Origin of the sequence: Pseudomonas sp. S150 (genome assembly GCF_004526365.1) — a bacterium.
Lineage (GTDB): Bacteria > Pseudomonadota > Gammaproteobacteria > Pseudomonadales > Pseudomonadaceae > Aquipseudomonas > Aquipseudomonas putida_A.
Genome location: NZ_CP038207.1, coordinates 6166012 through 6183293 on the forward strand (window position 1 = coordinate 6166012; position 17282 = coordinate 6183293).

12 protein-coding genes and 1 tRNA gene are annotated in these 17282 nt (G+C 59.5%); 12 read left to right on the forward strand and 1 reads right to left on the reverse strand.

Translation table 11 applies throughout. The features are described 5' to 3' along the window. Window positions 1–5 precede the first annotated feature (5 nt). Window positions 6–575 (forward strand): glycerol-3-phosphate 1-O-acyltransferase PlsY, encoded by a 570-nt coding sequence (plsY, locus tag E3Z29_RS28745; protein ID WP_027610711.1) that lies wholly within the window; start codon window positions 6–8, stop codon window positions 573–575. A 35-nt stretch (window positions 576–610) separates the two neighbouring features. Here plsY and tsaD read toward each other — a convergent pair whose 3' ends face one another. Next, window positions 611–1636, reverse strand: coding sequence for a tRNA (adenosine(37)-N6)-threonylcarbamoyltransferase complex transferase subunit TsaD (gene tsaD, locus E3Z29_RS28750; protein WP_027610710.1), 1026 nt, complete (start codon window positions 1634–1636; stop codon window positions 611–613). Window positions 1637–1835: 199 nt separating this feature from the next. Between tsaD and rpsU the strand changes: the two genes are divergently transcribed. The 11 genes from rpsU (at window position 1836) to pqqA (ending at window position 17271) form a co-directional block, all read left to right on the forward strand. Further along, on the forward strand, window positions 1836–2051 hold the full coding sequence (gene rpsU, locus E3Z29_RS28755) for a 30S ribosomal protein S21 (RefSeq protein WP_002551877.1): 216 nt from the start codon (window positions 1836–1838) through the stop codon (window positions 2049–2051). A 481-nt stretch (window positions 2052–2532) separates the two neighbouring features. Further along, window positions 2533–4497, forward strand: a complete 1965-nt coding sequence (gene dnaG / locus E3Z29_RS28760) for a DNA primase (RefSeq protein ID WP_134787473.1) — start codon at window positions 2533–2535, stop codon at window positions 4495–4497. Between the two features lie 67 nt (window positions 4498–4564). Next, complete coding sequence (gene rpoD, locus E3Z29_RS28765) at window positions 4565–6412, forward strand: RNA polymerase sigma factor RpoD (protein ID WP_027610709.1); 1848 nt, start codon at window positions 4565–4567, stop codon at window positions 6410–6412. Between the two features lie 126 nt (window positions 6413–6538). Then, complete coding sequence (locus tag E3Z29_RS28770; RefSeq protein ID WP_134787474.1) at window positions 6539–10285, forward strand: bifunctional diguanylate cyclase/phosphodiesterase; 3747 nt, start codon at window positions 6539–6541, stop codon at window positions 10283–10285. Window positions 10286–10300: 15 nt separating this feature from the next. After that, a tRNA-Ile gene (locus E3Z29_RS28775) sits at window positions 10301–10377 on the forward strand. Between the two features lie 138 nt (window positions 10378–10515). After that, window positions 10516–11256, forward strand: a complete 741-nt coding sequence (locus tag E3Z29_RS28780) for a hypothetical protein (RefSeq protein ID WP_134787475.1) — start codon at window positions 10516–10518, stop codon at window positions 11254–11256. A gap of 157 nt (window positions 11257–11413) precedes the next feature. After that, entirely contained in the window at window positions 11414–11875 is a 462-nt protein-coding gene (locus E3Z29_RS28785) for an Lrp/AsnC family transcriptional regulator (protein WP_025108603.1), read from the forward strand. Between the two features lie 207 nt (window positions 11876–12082). Beyond that, window positions 12083–13765, forward strand: coding sequence for an NAD(P)/FAD-dependent oxidoreductase (locus E3Z29_RS28790; protein ID WP_098965925.1), 1683 nt, complete (start codon window positions 12083–12085; stop codon window positions 13763–13765). A gap of 12 nt (window positions 13766–13777) precedes the next feature. Continuing rightward, window positions 13778–14572: a carbon-nitrogen hydrolase family protein gene (locus tag E3Z29_RS28795; RefSeq protein WP_134787476.1), complete on the forward strand. Its 795-nt coding sequence runs from the start codon at window positions 13778–13780 to the stop codon at window positions 14570–14572. A 48-nt stretch (window positions 14573–14620) separates the two neighbouring features. After that, complete coding sequence (pqqF, locus tag E3Z29_RS28800) at window positions 14621–17038, forward strand: pyrroloquinoline quinone biosynthesis protein PqqF (RefSeq protein ID WP_134787477.1); 2418 nt, start codon at window positions 14621–14623, stop codon at window positions 17036–17038. A gap of 158 nt (window positions 17039–17196) precedes the next feature. Beyond that, window positions 17197–17271 carry a pyrroloquinoline quinone precursor peptide PqqA gene (gene pqqA / locus E3Z29_RS28805; RefSeq protein WP_003422658.1) on the forward strand — a complete coding sequence of 25 codons (75 nt, stop codon included), beginning with the start codon at window positions 17197–17199 and terminating at the stop codon, window positions 17269–17271. Window positions 17272–17282: the final 11 nt, after the last annotated feature.

A 17282-nucleotide genomic window follows, 5' to 3' on the forward strand; every position in this document is an offset into this window, starting at 1 on the left:
TTAGCATGTTTTGGTTACTGGCGACTCTCGCCTACCTGCTCGGCTCTCTGTCCTTCGCCATTTTGCTCAGCCGCCTGACCGGAAACCCGGATCCGCGAATGAGTGGCTCGGGTAATGCCGGCGCCACCAACATGCTGCGCCTGGTCGGTCGCAAACTGGCGATCCTGACCCTGCTCGGTGATCTGTGCAAAGGCCTGGTACCGGTGCTGATCGCAGCGGCCGCTGGCCTTTCGTTGCAGGATCAGGCCTGGATCGGCGTGTGCGCCGTGATCGGTCACCTGTTCCCGCTGTATTTCCGTTTTCGCGGCGGCAAAGGCGTCGCCACGGCCGCCGGCATGCTGTTGGGCCTGTATCCACCCGCCGCGCTGCTGGCGGTGTGCGCCTGGCTGCTGACGTTCTACCTGACCCGTACCAGCTCGCTGGCGGCGTTGATCGCCACGCCCCTGACCTTGCCCTTACTCGCGTGGCAAGAACCGGAAGCGCTGCTGCCGATGAGCGCGTTGACATTGCTGATCGTCTGGCGCCACCGCGGCAATCTACGCGACCTGTTTGCCGGGCGCGAACGGCATTTTTAAATACCGCTCAGCCACACCGCCAATCGCACCGCCAATCACAGTGCCGACAACTGCTCCATCGGCCAGCGCGCCTGCACGCTGATCGCCAGACTTTCCTGCTGACCGGCCTGCAAACGCTGACAACCGGCAAACGCGATCATCGCGCCATTGTCGGTGCAGAACTCCGGGCGGGCGTAGAACACATCGCCCTGCATGTCGCCGAGCATCTTTTCCAGCGAAGCGCGCAAGGCCTTGTTGGCGCTGACGCCGCCAGCGATCACCAGACGCTTCATGCCCGCGTGTTTCAGGGCGCGCTTGCACTTGATGGTCAAAGTCTCCACCACGGCCTGCTGGAACGCCAGCGCGATGTCGCAACGGGCTTGCTCGCTGTCGTCCCCGGCGTTGACGCATTGCTGCCAGGTGTTGAGGGCAAAGGTCTTCAAGCCGCTGAAGCTGAAATCCAGGCCCGGGCGATCACACATCGGACGCGGGAAGGTGAAACGTCCTACGACGCCCTTCTCGGCCAGCTTGGCGATTTCCGGCCCGCCCGGATAATTGAGGCCCATCATTTTCGCGGTTTTGTCGAACGCTTCGCCGGCGGCATCGTCGAGGGTCTCGCCGAGCAGGCTGTATTGGCCAATGCCATCGACTTGAACCAGCTGCGTATGCCCCCCGGAAACCAACAAAGCGACGAACGGGAATTCCGGCGGTTTTGGCTCCAGCATAGGCGCCAGCAAGTGGCCTTCCATATGGTGCACACCGAGTGCGGGAATGCCCCAGGCAAACGCCAGCGCCTGAGCGCACGAGGCACCCACCAGCAACGCCCCGACCAGGCCCGGGCCCGCGGTGTAGGCGATCGCATCAATCTCGGTCGGCACGCAGTCAGCCTCGGCCAACACCTGACGAATCAAGGGCAGCATGCGTTTGACATGGTCACGCGAGGCCAGCTCCGGCACCACGCCGCCATAGACGCGGTGCAGGTCGATCTGGCTGAACAGCGCGTCGGCCAGCAGGCCGCGTTCACTGTCGTATAATGCGACGCCGGTTTCGTCGCAGGAGGTTTCTAATCCCAGTACTAGCATGGGTTTGCGCCTTGTTTAGGCTGAATTCGAAGGCGCGCATAATAGTCGCCATGCGATGCCCCGACTAGCGGTTTTCGATCAGAGGCTTTGCATTCCGAGCGATGAGGGGTTAACATCCGCAACCCTTAAAAACCGACGTCTTCAAGTGCTCTTTTGCCGCGAGGATGTTGACCCCGGTAATGAATGAAGGTAGCTCTGGATGCCAGCCGTCAAAGTTAAAGAGAACGAACCCTTCGACGTAGCTCTGCGTCGTTTCAAGCGCTCCTGCGAAAAAGCCGGTGTACTGGCTGAAGTTCGTAGCCGCGAATTTTACGAGAAGCCAACTTCTGAGCGTAAGCGCAAAGCAGCAGCCGCTGTTAAGCGTCACGCCAAGAAAGTTCAGCGCGAACAGCGCCGCGCCGTTCGTCTGTACTAATACACAGACGATCGTAGCAAGCTTCTTGCCTAAGCCCGGCCCTCAGCCGGGCTAATGGCATTTGCGTAAAACGCTTGATGCTTCACCGTCGAAGCCGCACACGCGACCGAGACAAATCTGCTTCACGCGTCAGACCTGGCTCTTTTGCCAGCGGTGCACGTCTTTTCTGACGAGCCTTTCAAGGCTACTGACGAGCACACCCACTGATTCCTCTTACGACGATCAGCCCAAGGCACCTGCATGCGTGCCCGTTTTATTGAGCTATCCGGGGCCATTTATCGGCCGTCAGCGGATTCAGCGCAACACTTTCAAATAGTCGAAAACTGATGAGTACTAACGTCAGTGGTTTTTCGGCAGATACACTTCCCGACAGCGATCACGCAACCGAACCCGGTCGAGCCGCCCATTTTGTGCGCCTCACTCAAGACCTGCGTCCGGCCGCCCTTCGCATCGGACTCATTACAGCGCAGACGAGAACGCCATGGCCGGGCTGATTCCCCAGAGCTTTATTGACGACCTCCTGAACCGCACCGACATCGTCGACGTGGTCGGCTCGCGCGTGCAACTGAAAAAGGCCGGCAAGAACTACACCGCCTGCTGCCCGTTCCATAAAGAGAAAACCCCATCGTTCAGCGTCAGCCCGGACAAGCAGTTCTATTACTGCTTCGGTTGCGGCGCCGGTGGCAACGCCCTCGGCTTTCTCATGGACCACGACAACCTGGATTTCCCCCAGGCGGTTGAGGACCTGGCCAAAGCCGCCGGCATGGAAATCCCCCGCGAAGAAAGTGGCCGCCCGCACAAACCGCGGCAGCCAACCGATTCGCCGCTGTACCCGCTGCTCACCGCCGCCGCCGATTTCTACCGCCAGGCGCTCAAGAGTCATCCGGCGCGCAAGGCTGCGGTGGATTATCTCAAGGGCCGCGGACTGACCGGCGAGATCGCCCGGGACTTCGGTCTCGGCTTCGCGCCGCCGGGCTGGGACAACTTGTTCAAGCATTTGAGCAGCGACACTTTGCAGCAGAAGGCCATGATCGACGCCGGACTGCTGATCGAGAACGCCGAAACCGGCAAACGCTATGACCGCTTCCGCGATCGCGTGATGTTCCCGATCCGCGATACCCGCGGCCGCATCATCGCTTTCGGTGGCCGGGTACTCGGCGACGACAAGCCGAAATACCTGAACTCGCCGGAAACCCCGGTCTTTCATAAAGGCCAGGAGCTCTACGGCCTCTATGAAGCACGCAAGAACAACCGCAACCTCGACGAAATCATCGTCGTCGAGGGTTACATGGACGTCATCGCCCTCGCCCAGCAAGGTTTGCGCAATGCCGTCGCGACCCTGGGCACTGCAACCAGCGAAGAACACCTCAAGCGTCTGTTTCGGGTAGTGCCGAACGTTTTGTTCTGCTTCGACGGTGACCAGGCCGGCCGCAACGCCGCGTGGCGCGCACTGGAAGCAACATTGCCGTGCCTGCAGGACGGGCGCCGCGCGCGCTTTCTGTTTTTGCCCGAAGGCGAAGACCCGGACACCCTGGTTCGCGCCGAAGGCACTGATGCCTTCAAGGCCCGCATCAACCAACATGCGCAGCCGCTGGCCGATTATTTCTTCCAGCAACTGACCGAGGAAGCCGATCCGCGCTCGCTCGAAGGCAAGGCCCATATGGCCACCCTCGCCGCGCCGCTGATCGACAAAGTGCCGGGCGCCAACCTGCGCATCCTGATGCGCCAGCGCTTGAGCGAAATTACCGGTCTGAGCAGCGAAACCGTCAGCCAGCTGGCGCAAAGCGCGCCGCAGGAAGCGCCGCCCGCCTACGATCCGGGCATCGATTACGACGCAATGCCGGATTACAGCGACTACCATCAGCCGCAGGCACAAGACATGTATGTGCCGCAGCAGGAGTGGACGCCGAAGAAACCCGGCGCCGGCGGCAAGAAATGGGACAAGAAACCCTGGGACAAGAACGGCAAGCGTGGCGGCGATCGCGATCAACAACGCCCGCGCACGCCGATTGGCGTCGAATCACCGACCCTGACCGCGCTGCGAACATTGCTGCATCACCCGCAACTGGCCGAGCGCGTCGAGGACGCCGGGCACATTGCGGACGAAAATCAGACCAACGCACAGTTGCTTGTGGCGCTGCTCGAAGCCGTACAGAAGAATCCCAAGCTAAACTCATTTCAGTTGATCGCGCGATGGCACGGCACTGAACAGGGTCGCTTGTTGAAAGCGCTGGCGGAAAAGGAGTGGCTGATTGACGGAGAAAACCTTGAACAACAGTTTTTCGACACCATTACTAGCTTGTCAGCCCGCCAACGCGAGCGAAATCTGGAACAGTTGCTCAGGAAAGCGCGTCAAAGCGAACTGAGCGCCGAAGAGAAAAATCAACTGCGCGACCTTTTAAGTCGCAATGTTTCCGCATCAAACCCGACCTCAACTGGCGCGTGAGGTCATAGCTCAGGTATAATCCTCGGCTTGTTTTTTGCCCGCCAAGACCTTCAGTGGATAGGGTGTTATGTCCGGAAAAGCGCAACAGCAGTCTCGTATTATTGAGTTGATCAAACTGGGTCGTGAGCAGAAGTATCTGACTTACGCCGAGGTCAACGACCACCTGCCCGAGGATATTTCAGATCCGGAGCAGGTGGAAGACATCATCCGCATGATTAACGACATGGGGATCCCCGTACACGAGAGTGCTCCGGATGCGGACGCCCTTATGTTGGCCGACGCCGATACCGACGAGGCCGCTGCGGAAGAAGCAGCCGCTGCGTTGGCAGCGGTGGAGACCGATATCGGTCGCACCACTGACCCGGTGCGCATGTACATGCGTGAAATGGGTACGGTCGAGCTTCTGACTCGTGAAGGCGAAATCGAAATCGCCAAACGTATCGAAGAAGGCATCCGTGAAGTGATGAGCGCGATCGCGCACTTCCCTGGCACGGTTGACCACATTCTCTCCGAGTACACTCGCGTCACCACCGAGGGTGGTCGCCTGTCCGACGTTCTGAGCGGTTACATCGACCCGGACGACGGCATTGCGCCGCCGGCCGCCGAAGTGCCGCCGCCGATCGACGCGAAAGCCGCCAAGGCTGACGACGATACCGACGACGATGACGCCGAATCTTCGGATGACGAAGAAGAAGCCGAAAGCGGTCCGGATCCGGTCATCGCGGCCCAGCGTTTTGGCGCTGTGTCCGATCAGATGGAAATCACCCGCAAGGCCCTGAAAAAGCACGGTCGTCACAACAAGGCAGCGATTGCCGAGTTGCTGGCCCTGGCTGAGCTGTTCATGCCGATCAAACTGGTGCCGAAGCAATTCGAAGCCCTGGTCGAGCGTGTTCGCAGCGCCCTGGATCGTCTGCGTCAGCAAGAGCGCGCGATCATGCAACTGTGTGTACGTGATGCACGTATGCCACGCGCAGATTTCCTGCGTCAGTTCCCGGGCAATGAAGTCGACGAAAGCTGGTCCGACGCCCTGGCCAAAGGCAAGAGCAAATACGCCGAAGCCATTGGTCGCGTACAGCCGGACATCATCCGTTGCCAGCAGAAACTGATCGCGCTGGAAACCGAGACCGGTCTGACCATCGCCGAAATCAAGGACATCAACCGTCGCATGTCGATCGGTGAGGCCAAGGCCCGCCGCGCGAAGAAAGAGATGGTTGAAGCCAACTTGCGTCTGGTGATCTCGATCGCCAAGAAGTACACCAACCGCGGCCTGCAATTCCTCGATCTGATCCAGGAAGGCAACATCGGTCTGATGAAAGCGGTGGACAAGTTCGAATACCGTCGTGGTTACAAGTTCTCGACTTATGCCACCTGGTGGATCCGTCAGGCGATCACTCGCTCGATCGCCGACCAGGCCCGCACCATCCGTATTCCGGTGCACATGATCGAGACGATCAACAAGCTCAACCGCATTTCCCGCCAGATGCTGCAGGAAATGGGTCGCGAACCGACCCCGGAAGAGCTGGGCGAACGCATGGAAATGCCTGAGGACAAGATCCGCAAGGTATTGAAGATCGCTAAAGAGCCGATCTCCATGGAAACCCCGATCGGTGATGACGAAGACTCTCATCTGGGTGACTTCATCGAAGACTCGACCATGCAGTCGCCAATCGATGTTGCAACCGTTGAAAGCCTGAAAGAAGCGACCCGCGAAGTGCTGTCCGGCCTCACTGCCCGTGAAGCCAAGGTCCTGCGCATGCGCTTCGGTATCGACATGAACACCGACCACACACTCGAAGAAGTGGGCAAACAGTTTGACGTAACGCGTGAGCGGATCCGTCAGATCGAAGCCAAGGCGCTGCGCAAGCTGCGCCACCCGACGCGAAGCGAGCATCTGCGCTCCTTCCTCGACGAGTGATACCAGACCCCCCGGCCCAGGCCGGGGGTTTTGTTTATGCGGCAGATTAAATCCCTCGCACCGCCCCTCCCCGGCATACCCCGTCTACACTCGAAACAATGAATCCCGTGCCATAACGAGACGGTTATGCCCAGACTGGCGCCCGTGCTTTTCTTGCTGTCACTGATGATCTGGACCGCAACGGCTGACGCGCTGACTCTGACCGATGAAGAACGTAGCTGGCTGGCGGCTCACCCGGACTTGCGCCTGGGTGTAGATGCATCGTGGCCGCCGTTCGAGTTCCGCGATGAACAGAATCGCTATCAAGGCCTGGCCGCCGACTATATCGACGTGATCCGCCAGCGCCTGTCGATCAAACTCAATCCGGTCGAGCCATCAAGCTGGACCGAAGTGCTGGCGCAGGTGAAAACCGGCAAGATCGACCTGCTGCCAGGGATCATGTCCACGCCGGAGCGCCAGAGCTATCTGTCGTTTACCCGCCCCTACCTCGATTTCCCGATCGTGATCCTCGCCCACATCGGCGGCGCTCAGCCGCGCAAAATCGAGGACCTGTACGGTCTGAAGATCGCCGTGGTGGAGAACTACGCCCCCCACGAACTCCTGCGCACCCACCATCCCGACCTGAATCTGGTGGCCATGCCCAATGTCAGCTCGGCCTTGCAGGCTCTGGCTACCGATGAGGTAGACGCCGTGGTCGGCGACCTTGCCTCCAGCGTCTGGAGCCTGCGCCAGCTCAAGCTCGACGGTTTATACGTGAGCGGCGAAACCCCGTATCGCTATCAGTTGGCCATGGGCGTACCCCGCGATAACAAAATGCTGGTGGGCATTCTCGACAAAGTCCTGGCGGACATGAGTCCCGAGGAAATCAGCAGCATTCAGGAGCACTGGGTCGGCAATGTTCTGGACCATCGGACATTCTGGTCAGACCTGCTGATCTATGGCCTTCCGGGCCTGTTGCTGCTGGTCAGCATTCTGGCGGTGGTCATTCGCATCAATCGCCGCTTGAGTTCGGAAATCGCCCGCCGCGTCGACCTAGAACAGGAATTGCGCAGCAGCGAATATCATTACCGCGGATTGGTCGAGAGCCTTTCGGCCATCGCCTGGGAAGCGCGCATGAGCGACTTCACCTACAGCTATGTGTCGCCCCATGCCGAAGATCTGCTCGGTTATCCACAGGCGCACTGGCTGATTCCGGGCTTCTGGCGCAACATCATTCACCCCGCCGACCTGACCCGCGCCCAGGCCATTTGCGATGAGGCGGTACGCGACGGACGCGATCACACCCTCGACTATCGGGTGATCACCGCTGACGGGCGCTGCCTGTGGGTGCGTGACATTGTCAGTCTGATTGAACATGGCCATGAGCCTGTGATGCGCGGGCTGATGATCGACATCAGCGAAACCAAGCGCACTGAGGAGGCGCTGCGGCTTTCGGAGCAGAAGTTCGCGTCGGTGTTCCAGCAATGCCCGGATATCCTCGTGATCGCGCGGTTGTCCGACGGCTGTCTGCTGGAGGTCAACGAAGCCTTTGAAGAACAGATCGGCCTCAAGGCCAAGGACGTCGTCGGCCAGACCGCCACCGAACTCAACATCTGGGGCATCCCCGGGGTCGGGCCCGGGCTGTTACAGCGCTTGCAGGCTGGCAGTATCCGCAACCTGGAGATGCCCTTTCGCCGCAACAATGGCCAGGTGTTCACCGGTCTGATCTCCGCCGAGCCCTTCGACCTCGACACCACTCCGGCGCTGGTGGTGGTCGTGCGCGACATCACCCAGCTCAAGGAAACCCAGCAGCAACTGCAAACCTCCGAAGAGAAGTTCGCCAAGGCCTTTCACGCCTCGCCGGACGGCTTGCTGCTGTCGCGTCAGAGCGATGGCTTGCTGTTGGAGGTCAACGAGGGTTTCAGTCGCATCACCGGGTTCAACAGCGCGATGTCGGTGGATCGCTCGGCGCTGGATCTGGGGATCTGGGTCAATCTCAACGAACGCAAGCAGATGCTCGACCTGCTGCACCGCGACGGCTTCGTACGCGATTTCACCTGCCATATCCGCCGCAGCGACGGGCAGATCCGTCTGTGCGAAGTGTCCAGCCGTCCTCTGCCGATCGGCGAAGAAGATTGCATGTTGACCATTGCCCGGGACATCACCGAGCGCCATTTGATGCAGGAAAAACTGCAGCAGGCGGCCACCGTATTCGAGAGCACCGGCGAAGGCGTGTTGATCACCGACACCCAGCAGCACATCAGCGCGGTGAACCGTGCGTTCACCGAAATCACCGGCTACAGCGAAAGCGAAGCCCTCGGCCACACCCCGCGCCTGCTCGCCTCGGGACTGCATGACAGCGCGTTTTACGCGGCAATGTGGCACCAGTTGACTGCTGAGGGACACTGGCAGGGCGAGATTTCCAACCGGCGCAAGAACGGCGAGTTGTATCCGAGCTGGCTGACCATCAGCGCCGTACGCAACCGCGACAAGTTCATCACCCACTTTGTTGCGGTGTTCGCCGATATCTCCAGCCTCAAACACGCACAGGCCAAGCTCGATTATCAGGCGCACCATGACCCGCTCACCGGCCTGCCGAATCGCACCCTGTTTGAAAGTCGCCTGCTCACCGCGCTGAACAGTCAGCAGGAAAACGGTGGTCAGGGCGCGGTGCTGTTCCTCGATCTCGACCGCTTCAAACACATCAACGACAGCCTCGGCCACCCGGTTGGCGATCTGCTGCTCAAAGGCATTGCCGTGCGTTTGAAAGAACAACTGCGTGATATCGACACCGTCGCACGACTGGGCGGTGATGAATTCATCATTCTGCTGCCGGGTCTGCAACAAGCCAGCGATGCCGACAACATCGCATTCAAACTGCTCAACTGCTTTGGCGCACCGTTTCAGGCCGGTGAGCACGAGTTCTTCATCAGCGCCAGCATCGGCACCAGCCTCTATCCACGGGATGGCTGCGATGTCGCCACCTTGGTGAAAAACGCCGACGCGGCGATGTACCGCTCCAAGGCCAAGGGCCGCAACCGCGTCGAAAGCTACACCCGCGACCTCACTGCCCAGGCCAGCGAGCGCGTGGCACTGGAGCACGAACTGCGCCGGGCCATCGAGCGCGAAGAGTTGTTCCTCTACTACCAACCGAAAATCAGCCTCGACGACCATCGCCTGGTCGGCGCCGAAGCACTGATTCGCTGGCGTCACCCGACCTTCGGGGAAGTGCCGCCGGAGCACTTCATTCCACTGGCCGAAGAGAACGGCATGATCCTGCAGATAGGTGATTGGGTGCTCGAAACCGCCTGTCGGCAGATGTTCGAGTGGAATCAGATCTACGACAGCCTTGGCCCGCTGTCGGTCAACCTGGCCGGCGCGCAACTGCGCCAGCCGAATCTGCTCGGGCGCATCGAACAACTGCTCAGGGACAACCGTCTGCAGCCGGATTTACTGCAACTGGAAATTACCGAAAACTTCATCATGAGCCAGGCCGAAGAAGCACTGGCGGTGCTGCACCAGCTCAAACACTTGGGCGTACAACTGGCGATCGACGACTTCGGCACCGGTTATTCTTCGCTCAGTTACCTCAAACGCCTGCCGCTGGACATCCTCAAAATCGACCAGTCCTTTGTTCGCGGACTGCCCGATGACCCGCACGACGCGGCGATTGTCCGCGCGATCATCGCTCTGGGCCGGAGCATGCAATTCACCGTGATCGCCGAAGGCGTCGAAACCCAGGCCCAGCAACAATTCCTCGCCGCCGAAGGTTGCGAACAGATCCAGGGCTACATCGTCAGCCTGCCGCTGCCCCCGGAAGAATTCGCCGCAACGTTTCTTCGTGTAACCGTATCGGATTATTCGGATAGCACAGCCGCCAAACCGTCGCTATAATCCGCGGCCTACTGAGGGCCTATAGCTCAGTTGGTTAGAGCAGAGGACTCATAATCCTTTGGTCCACGGTTCAAGTCCGTGTGGGCCCACCAAACATACAAAGGCTTATGCTTGATGGCATAGGCCTTTTTTGTTTTTGTGTCTCGTCAGCCACTCAGTCGACCCCATCCACCTGGATGTGAGTGGTGCCTGCGGGTCATACGTAAAATCAAATCGCAACGGAGCATGCAATGAGCGTAATGGAAAAGGAACTTCCAGAAATACACATCGACGATACCATCAAAGTTCTTGAACACTTGAGTACATGCAGACCCCTGAAGGCATCTGCACGGCGTAGCAGACTCGAAGTGAATGCGGAGAAATTTGCCAATTGGTGTCTCATTCTCGGCGGTGCCGGGATGGCCGTCGCGGCCTGCATGGCCTACTGGCATACGTCGCAGACTCCGTTGCCGGAAGAGGCCAAATATCTGGCTCTCTATCTTGTGTTCTTCTCGACAATATCTACTTTGCTGTCACTGCTTACACCCATGGCGGCACTGGTCTACGCGCTTTTCCGATGGGAGACCATCACCTTGAAAAGCATGATTGCCGATGTCAGACACGAGAATGCGTTGGTAGATTCACTTGAACCTCATTCGGAAGTGGCACTTCTAGATGCAAAGTATTGGCTCGAACTCAGAATCAATCGAGCAGAAGCGCGTGTCGCCCTGTTTTTTGGAGAAAAAGCTGCAGCCCTTGCTCTGCTGGGAACGGCCTACGTCTGCGCGGAAAAATTCGGCGGTTTCCCCTGGATCAGTAAGACCTTGTTGGCCGGACCTGTGAGCGGAAACTGGGGTGATAGCGCCTTATTGATGATCATTGCCTTGGTACTCGGTCTTTCAATAGGAGCGGTATTGCTCAAACGCGTAAATCTCCGATACCGCTTCCAGATCGAACTTATCGATCAAGCCTTACGCAGAATGGCCAGATAACGGTCAATCCAACGCATAAAAATCCGCGCAATTACGCGGATTTTTCTGTCCACTCTTCGCGCCCCGTTGGCCAATCATTCGATTACCGCCCACAAGCGTCTCGTCGGTTGAGCCTGTAACATGCTCGCTCCAAGATCCGCGCCCTATGGAGCCTTCCTTGCCCGACATCCGCCCGCCCGTGCTCGATGAAATCGACCGGCAGCTAATCGCCGCCCTGCAAATCAACGCTCGCGAGAGCGTGGCCATGCTTGCCCGCCAATTGGGCATTGCGCGCACCACAGTGACGTCGCGACTGGCGCGTCTGGAAAAGGCCAAGGTGATCACCGGTTATGGCGTACGTTTGGGGCAGCGCGTGGTCGATGGCGGGTTGCAGGCGTATGTCGGGATCAAGGTGCAGCCGCGTTCCGGCAAAGAGGTATTGCGCCGGTTGAGCGCGATGGCGCAGGTGCAGCAGTTGTGCGCGGTGAGTGGCGAATTTGATTATGTGGCGTGGTTGCGCACCGACTCGCCGGAGCAACTGGATCAGTTGCTGGATCAGATTGGCGGGGTGGATGGGGTTGAGAAGACCACGACTTCGATCATTTTGAGCAGCAAGATTGATCGGGGGCAGCCGGTTTGAGCGCTGGTGAGCTTGATGGCCTCATCGCGAGCAGGCTCACTCCTACATTTGGTCGGAATGCAGTCATTAATCGTCATATTGATCAATTAACTGGCAAAACGACGACACTTTGCGTCTTATTAACGTGTTCTACGCTCCCTAGAATGGCTGGCATCTTTTCCTATACTCAGACGCGCATCCTGCGTCGGGTCGCCAGCAAGGTCAGCCATGAACAAGAACAATCGCCATCCTGCAGACGGTAAGAAACCCGTCACCATTTTCGGCCCGGACTTTCCGTTCGCCTTCGACGACTGGATCGAACACCCGGCCGGTCTCGGCAGCATTCCTGAACACCATCACGGCGCTGAAGTGGCGATTGTCGGCGCCGGTATCGCGGGTCTGGTGGCCGCCTACGAACTGATGAAGCTCGGCTTGAAACCGGTGGTGTACGAGGCCTCGAAACTGGGTGGCCGCCTGCGTTCGCAAGCGTTCAACGGCACCGACGGCATCGTCGCGGAACTGGGTGGCATGCGTTTCCCGGTGTCCTCAACTGCGTTTTATCACTACGTCGACAAGCTCGGTCTCGAGACCAAACCTTTCCCGAACCCGCTGACACCGGCCTCCGGCAGCACAGTGATCGATCTCGAAGGCAAAACCCATTACGCACAAAGCCTGAAGGATCTTCCTGCACTGTTCCAGGAAGTGGCTGACGCCTGGGCGGATGCACTGGAGGCTGGCTCGCAGTTCGCTGATATCCAGCAAGCGATCCGTGAGCGCGACGTACCACGCCTCAAAGAACTGTGGAATAAACTCGTTCCGCTGTGGGACGACCGCACGTTCTACGACTTCGTGGCCACTTCCAAAGCCTTCGCCAAACTGTCATTCCATCACCGCGAAGTGTTCGGTCAGGTCGGCTTCGGTACCGGCGGCTGGGACTCGGACTTCCCCAATTCGATGCTGGAAATCTTCCGCGTGGTGATGACCAACTGCGACGATCACCAGCATCTGGTGGTTGGCGGTGTGGAACAAGTGCCGCAAGGCATCTGGCGGCATGTGCCGGAGCGCTGCGTGCACTGGCCGGAAGGCACCAGCCTGAAATCCCTGCACCGTGGCGCGCCACGTTCCGGCGTGAAGAAAATCGCTCACGCCCCGGATGGCCGCTTTGCCGTCACCGACAACAACGGCGACACCCGCGAATACGCTGCCGTGCTGACCACCTGTCAGAGCTGGCTGCTGACCACCCAGATCGAATGCGACGAAACCCTGTTCTCGCAGAAGATGTGGATGGCGCTGGACCGCACGCGCTACATGCAATCGTCGAAGACCTTCGTGATGGTCGACCGGCCATTCTGGAAGGACAAGGATCCAGAAACCGGCCGCGACCTGATGAGCATGACCCTCACCGATCGCCTGACCCGCGGCACCTATCTGTTCGACAACGGTGACGACAAGCCGGGGGTGATCTGCCTGTCCTACTCGTGGATGAGCGACGCGCTGAAGATGCTGCCGCACCCGGTGGAAAAACGCGTAGAGCTGGCGTTGAACGCGCTGAAGAAGATCTACCCGAAAGTCGATATCGCCGCGCGGATCATCGGCGATCCGATCACCGTGTCGTGGGAAGCCGACCCGTACTTCCTCGGCGCATTCAAAGGCGCCCTGCCCGGCCACTATCGCTACAACCAGCGCATGTACGCGCACTTCATGCAGGACGACATGCCGGCGGAGCAGCGGGGGATTTTCATCGCCGGTGACGACGTGTCGTGGACCCCGGCGTGGGTCGAAGGCGCGGTGCAAACTTCACTCAACGCGGTGTGGGGCATCATGAAACACTTCGGCGGTTCGACACATAAAGAGAACCCGGGCCCGGGTGATGTGTTCAAAGACATCGGCCCTATCGCCCTGCCCGAGTAAGAGGAATCCCCGATGCGTGTAGCCCTTTACCAATGTCCACCGCTGCCCCTGGAACCCGCCGCCAATTTGCATCGCCTGCAGCAACTGGCGATGGAGGCCAAGGGTGCGGACCTGCTGGTGCTGCCGGAGATGTTCCTGACCGGCTACAACATCGGCGCCGAGGCAGTCAGTACGCTGGCCGAGGTCTACAACGGTGAATGGGCGCAACAGATCGGTCGAATCGCCAAAGCCGCCGGGCTGGCGATCGCTTACGGATACCCCGAGCGCACGGCCGACGGGCAGATCTACAACGCCGTGCAGTTGATCGACGCGCACGGCGAGCGCCTGTGCAATTACCGCAAGACCCATCTGTTCGGCGATCTCGATCGATCGATGTTCAGCCCCGGCGAAGATGATTTTCCGGTGGTTGAACTCAACGGCTGGAAGCTCGGCTTTCTGATCTGCTACGACCTGGAGTTTCCGGAGAACGCGCGACGTCTGGCCTTGGCCGGTGCCGAGCTGATTCTGGTGCCGACGGCAAACATGATTCCGTTCGATTTCGTCGCTGACGTTACCGTGCGTTCCCGTGCCTTCGAAAACCAGTGTTACGTGGCGTACGCCAATTATTGCGGGCAGGAAGGCGAGATCCACTATTGCGGACAAAGCAGCATCGCCGCGCCGGACGGCAGCCGTATCGCCCAGGCCGGACTTGATGAAGCGTTGATCGTCGGTGAGCTGGATCGACAGTTGATAGCCGATTCCCGCGCCGCCAATCGCTACCTCAACGACCGTCGTCCCGAGCTTTACCATGCGTTGAACAAGCGCTGACCCCACCCAATCCGCTAGCATTGGCACTTCACTGTTCTGGAAGTGCCCATGCCTGCGCCGACTCACCCCCGCCCCCACACTGAAACCCTGCCAAACGGCTTGCGCGTGACCCTGCGTCAGGTGCCCGGCTTGAAGCGCAGCGCCGCTGCGTTGCGGGTGGCGGCCGGTAGCCATGATGTGCCACTGGAGTGGCCGGGGCTGGCGCATTTTCTTGAGCATTTGCTGTTTCTCGGCACTGAGCGTTTTCCTGCGAGTCAGGCGCTGATGGCCTACGTGCAAAGTCACGGTGGCCAAGTGAATGCCAGTACCCGTGAACGCACCACCGACTTTTTCTTCGAACTGCCGACCTCGGCCTTCAGTGCCGGGCTCGAGCGCCTGTCAGACATGCTCGCCCAGCCGCGTATGAATCCGCACGATCAGTTGCGCGAACGCGAAGTGCTGGACGCAGAATTTGTCGCGTGGTCGCAAGATCCCACGGCTCAGCAGGAACTGGCGCTGTACGAGGGATTGCCGGCCACACATCCGCTGCGCGGGTTTCATGCGGGAAATCGCGACAGCCTGAAAGTTGAGTTACCAGCGTTTCAACAGGCGCTGAAAGATTTCCACCGGCAGTTTTATCGCACCGGACAAATGACGCTGAGCCTGGTCGGGCCGCAGAGCATCGAGGAATTGCGCGTACTGGCGCAGCAGTTCGCCGCCGTGCTGCCTGTTGGGGATAAGGTCGAGCAAGCAGCGCCGCTGCCATTGGCGGTAAAAAGTTATCAACAGGTCGGCGAGCGAAGCGGCAATCTGTTGTTCGCTTTCGAAGCGCTGCCCGACTCGTCCGCCGAAGCGCTGGCGTTTCTCTGCCATTGGCTGAACAGCGCCAAGCCCGGCGGGCTGCTCGCCCATTTGCAGCAACAACGCCTCGCGGACGGTTTGAAAGCCGTGCCGCTGTATCAGTTCGCCGGGCAAGCGCTGCTACATCTGCAATTCACCGCCCCCGCCGAATCCTTCAGCGTCATTCGTGAACAGTTTCTGGACTGGTTGAGCTTCTTTGCCGCGCAACAGGACTGGGCAGCGTTGCGCAAGGAATACACCAAGCTGCTTGAGCGTCAGCAGCAAATCAGCGGCGCCCTGCAACTGGCGCGGCTCGACAGTGAACAACACGAAAACGGTCTGTCGGAAAACGGCGTGGTTGCGCTCAAACAGATCCTGCGCGACATCGGCGTTGTGGATAACTTCAGCGACCATTGGCACCTGCCTGCCGCCAATCCTTTTCTAGGCTCCAACGAGCCTCTGGCCAACGCCGGCCTGATTCGCGGCCAGACCAGCGCCCATCGTGGCTTGCGGACTTTCGCTCAGGATCGCTCGCGCGGTCGGCGTGAGCGTTCGCCGATGCAGTTCAGCCAGGCGTTGCCGGATCATAGCGACCACGGCGCGATTTACTTGCGTTGGCAAACGCAGGCGGCGGCCGGCACAGATCTGCAAGGCAAGCTGCGACGCAGTCTGCGGGAAACGCAGGAAGACGCGCGGCAGGCCGGCGTCGAGTTGGCGTTCAGTGCCACCGGCACTCAGTGGCTGCTGAAACTGACGGGCTTGCAGGAGCCGATGCCCAGTGTCCTGGAGCACGCGCTGAAATGTCTGACGCAAATTGACGCCGATTCAGCGAGCGCAGAGGCAGAAACACCGTTGATACCGATCCGCCAGTTGCTCAAGGCGTTGCCTGAATATTGTCTGTCATCGGCCGTCGAGTCGCACGACGTCAAACAGCTGTGGACAACTTCGCGCTGGGACGGACTGGCCCTTGGCCTCAACACACAGACGCAATCGGCCATGGGCCTGGCCCTGAGCCGCATCCCCGGCACACCGGACAATCAATTGCCGGCAGCGCCGACGATCAATACGCAACATCTGTGGAGCCACATCGACACCGCGTCCAGCGAACATGCTTTGCTAATGTTCTGCCCGAGCGCCAGTCGCGAGATCGCCGACGAAGCCGCCTGGCGCTTGCTCGCGCAGCTGTGTCAGACACCGTTCTATCAACGCCTGCGAGTCGAATTGCAATTGGGCTACGCAGTGTTCAGCGCCTTGCGACAGATGCATGGCCAGAGTGGATTGCTGTTCGGTGTGCAGTCGCCGAATACTGCGCCAGTTGAGCTGCTCGGCCATATCCAGCAGTTCCTCGAGGGCATTCCTGCGCTGATCGAAAACCTCGATGAAGAGCGCTTCAACGAGCAGCGCCAGTCACTCGCAGATCAGTTCGCTGAGAATCATCTGTCCGACAAGGACGCCGCCGAGCTGCTGTGGCAGGCCAAGCTCGCCGGCCACTCGTCGGATTATCTGGCGCAACTGCACACAGCCATTGGTCAACTGAAACGCTCAACATTGCTGGAGGCAGCGCAGCGGTTGCTCAACGCCAAGGGCGGCTGGCGCTGCCTGGCCAGCGCATCGTCACCCGGCGCGCCGTGGCAAGCGACAAAATGATCATTACCAAGGCTGCAAGGAGCTTTCTCAAAGATTCACGGGCAATACCGTTGAAATTTTGAGTAACATAGCAGCCTAACTATTTGGAACATCCCGGCGCGGCCATGGACTATAACTATGGACAGCGCTATCCCACCCACCCAATGAGGAGTCACCTTATGTCCTGGACAAAACCGGCTTACACCGACCTGCGTATCGGCTTCGAAGTCACCATGTACTTCGCCAGCCGCTGAGTTCTGCCTAC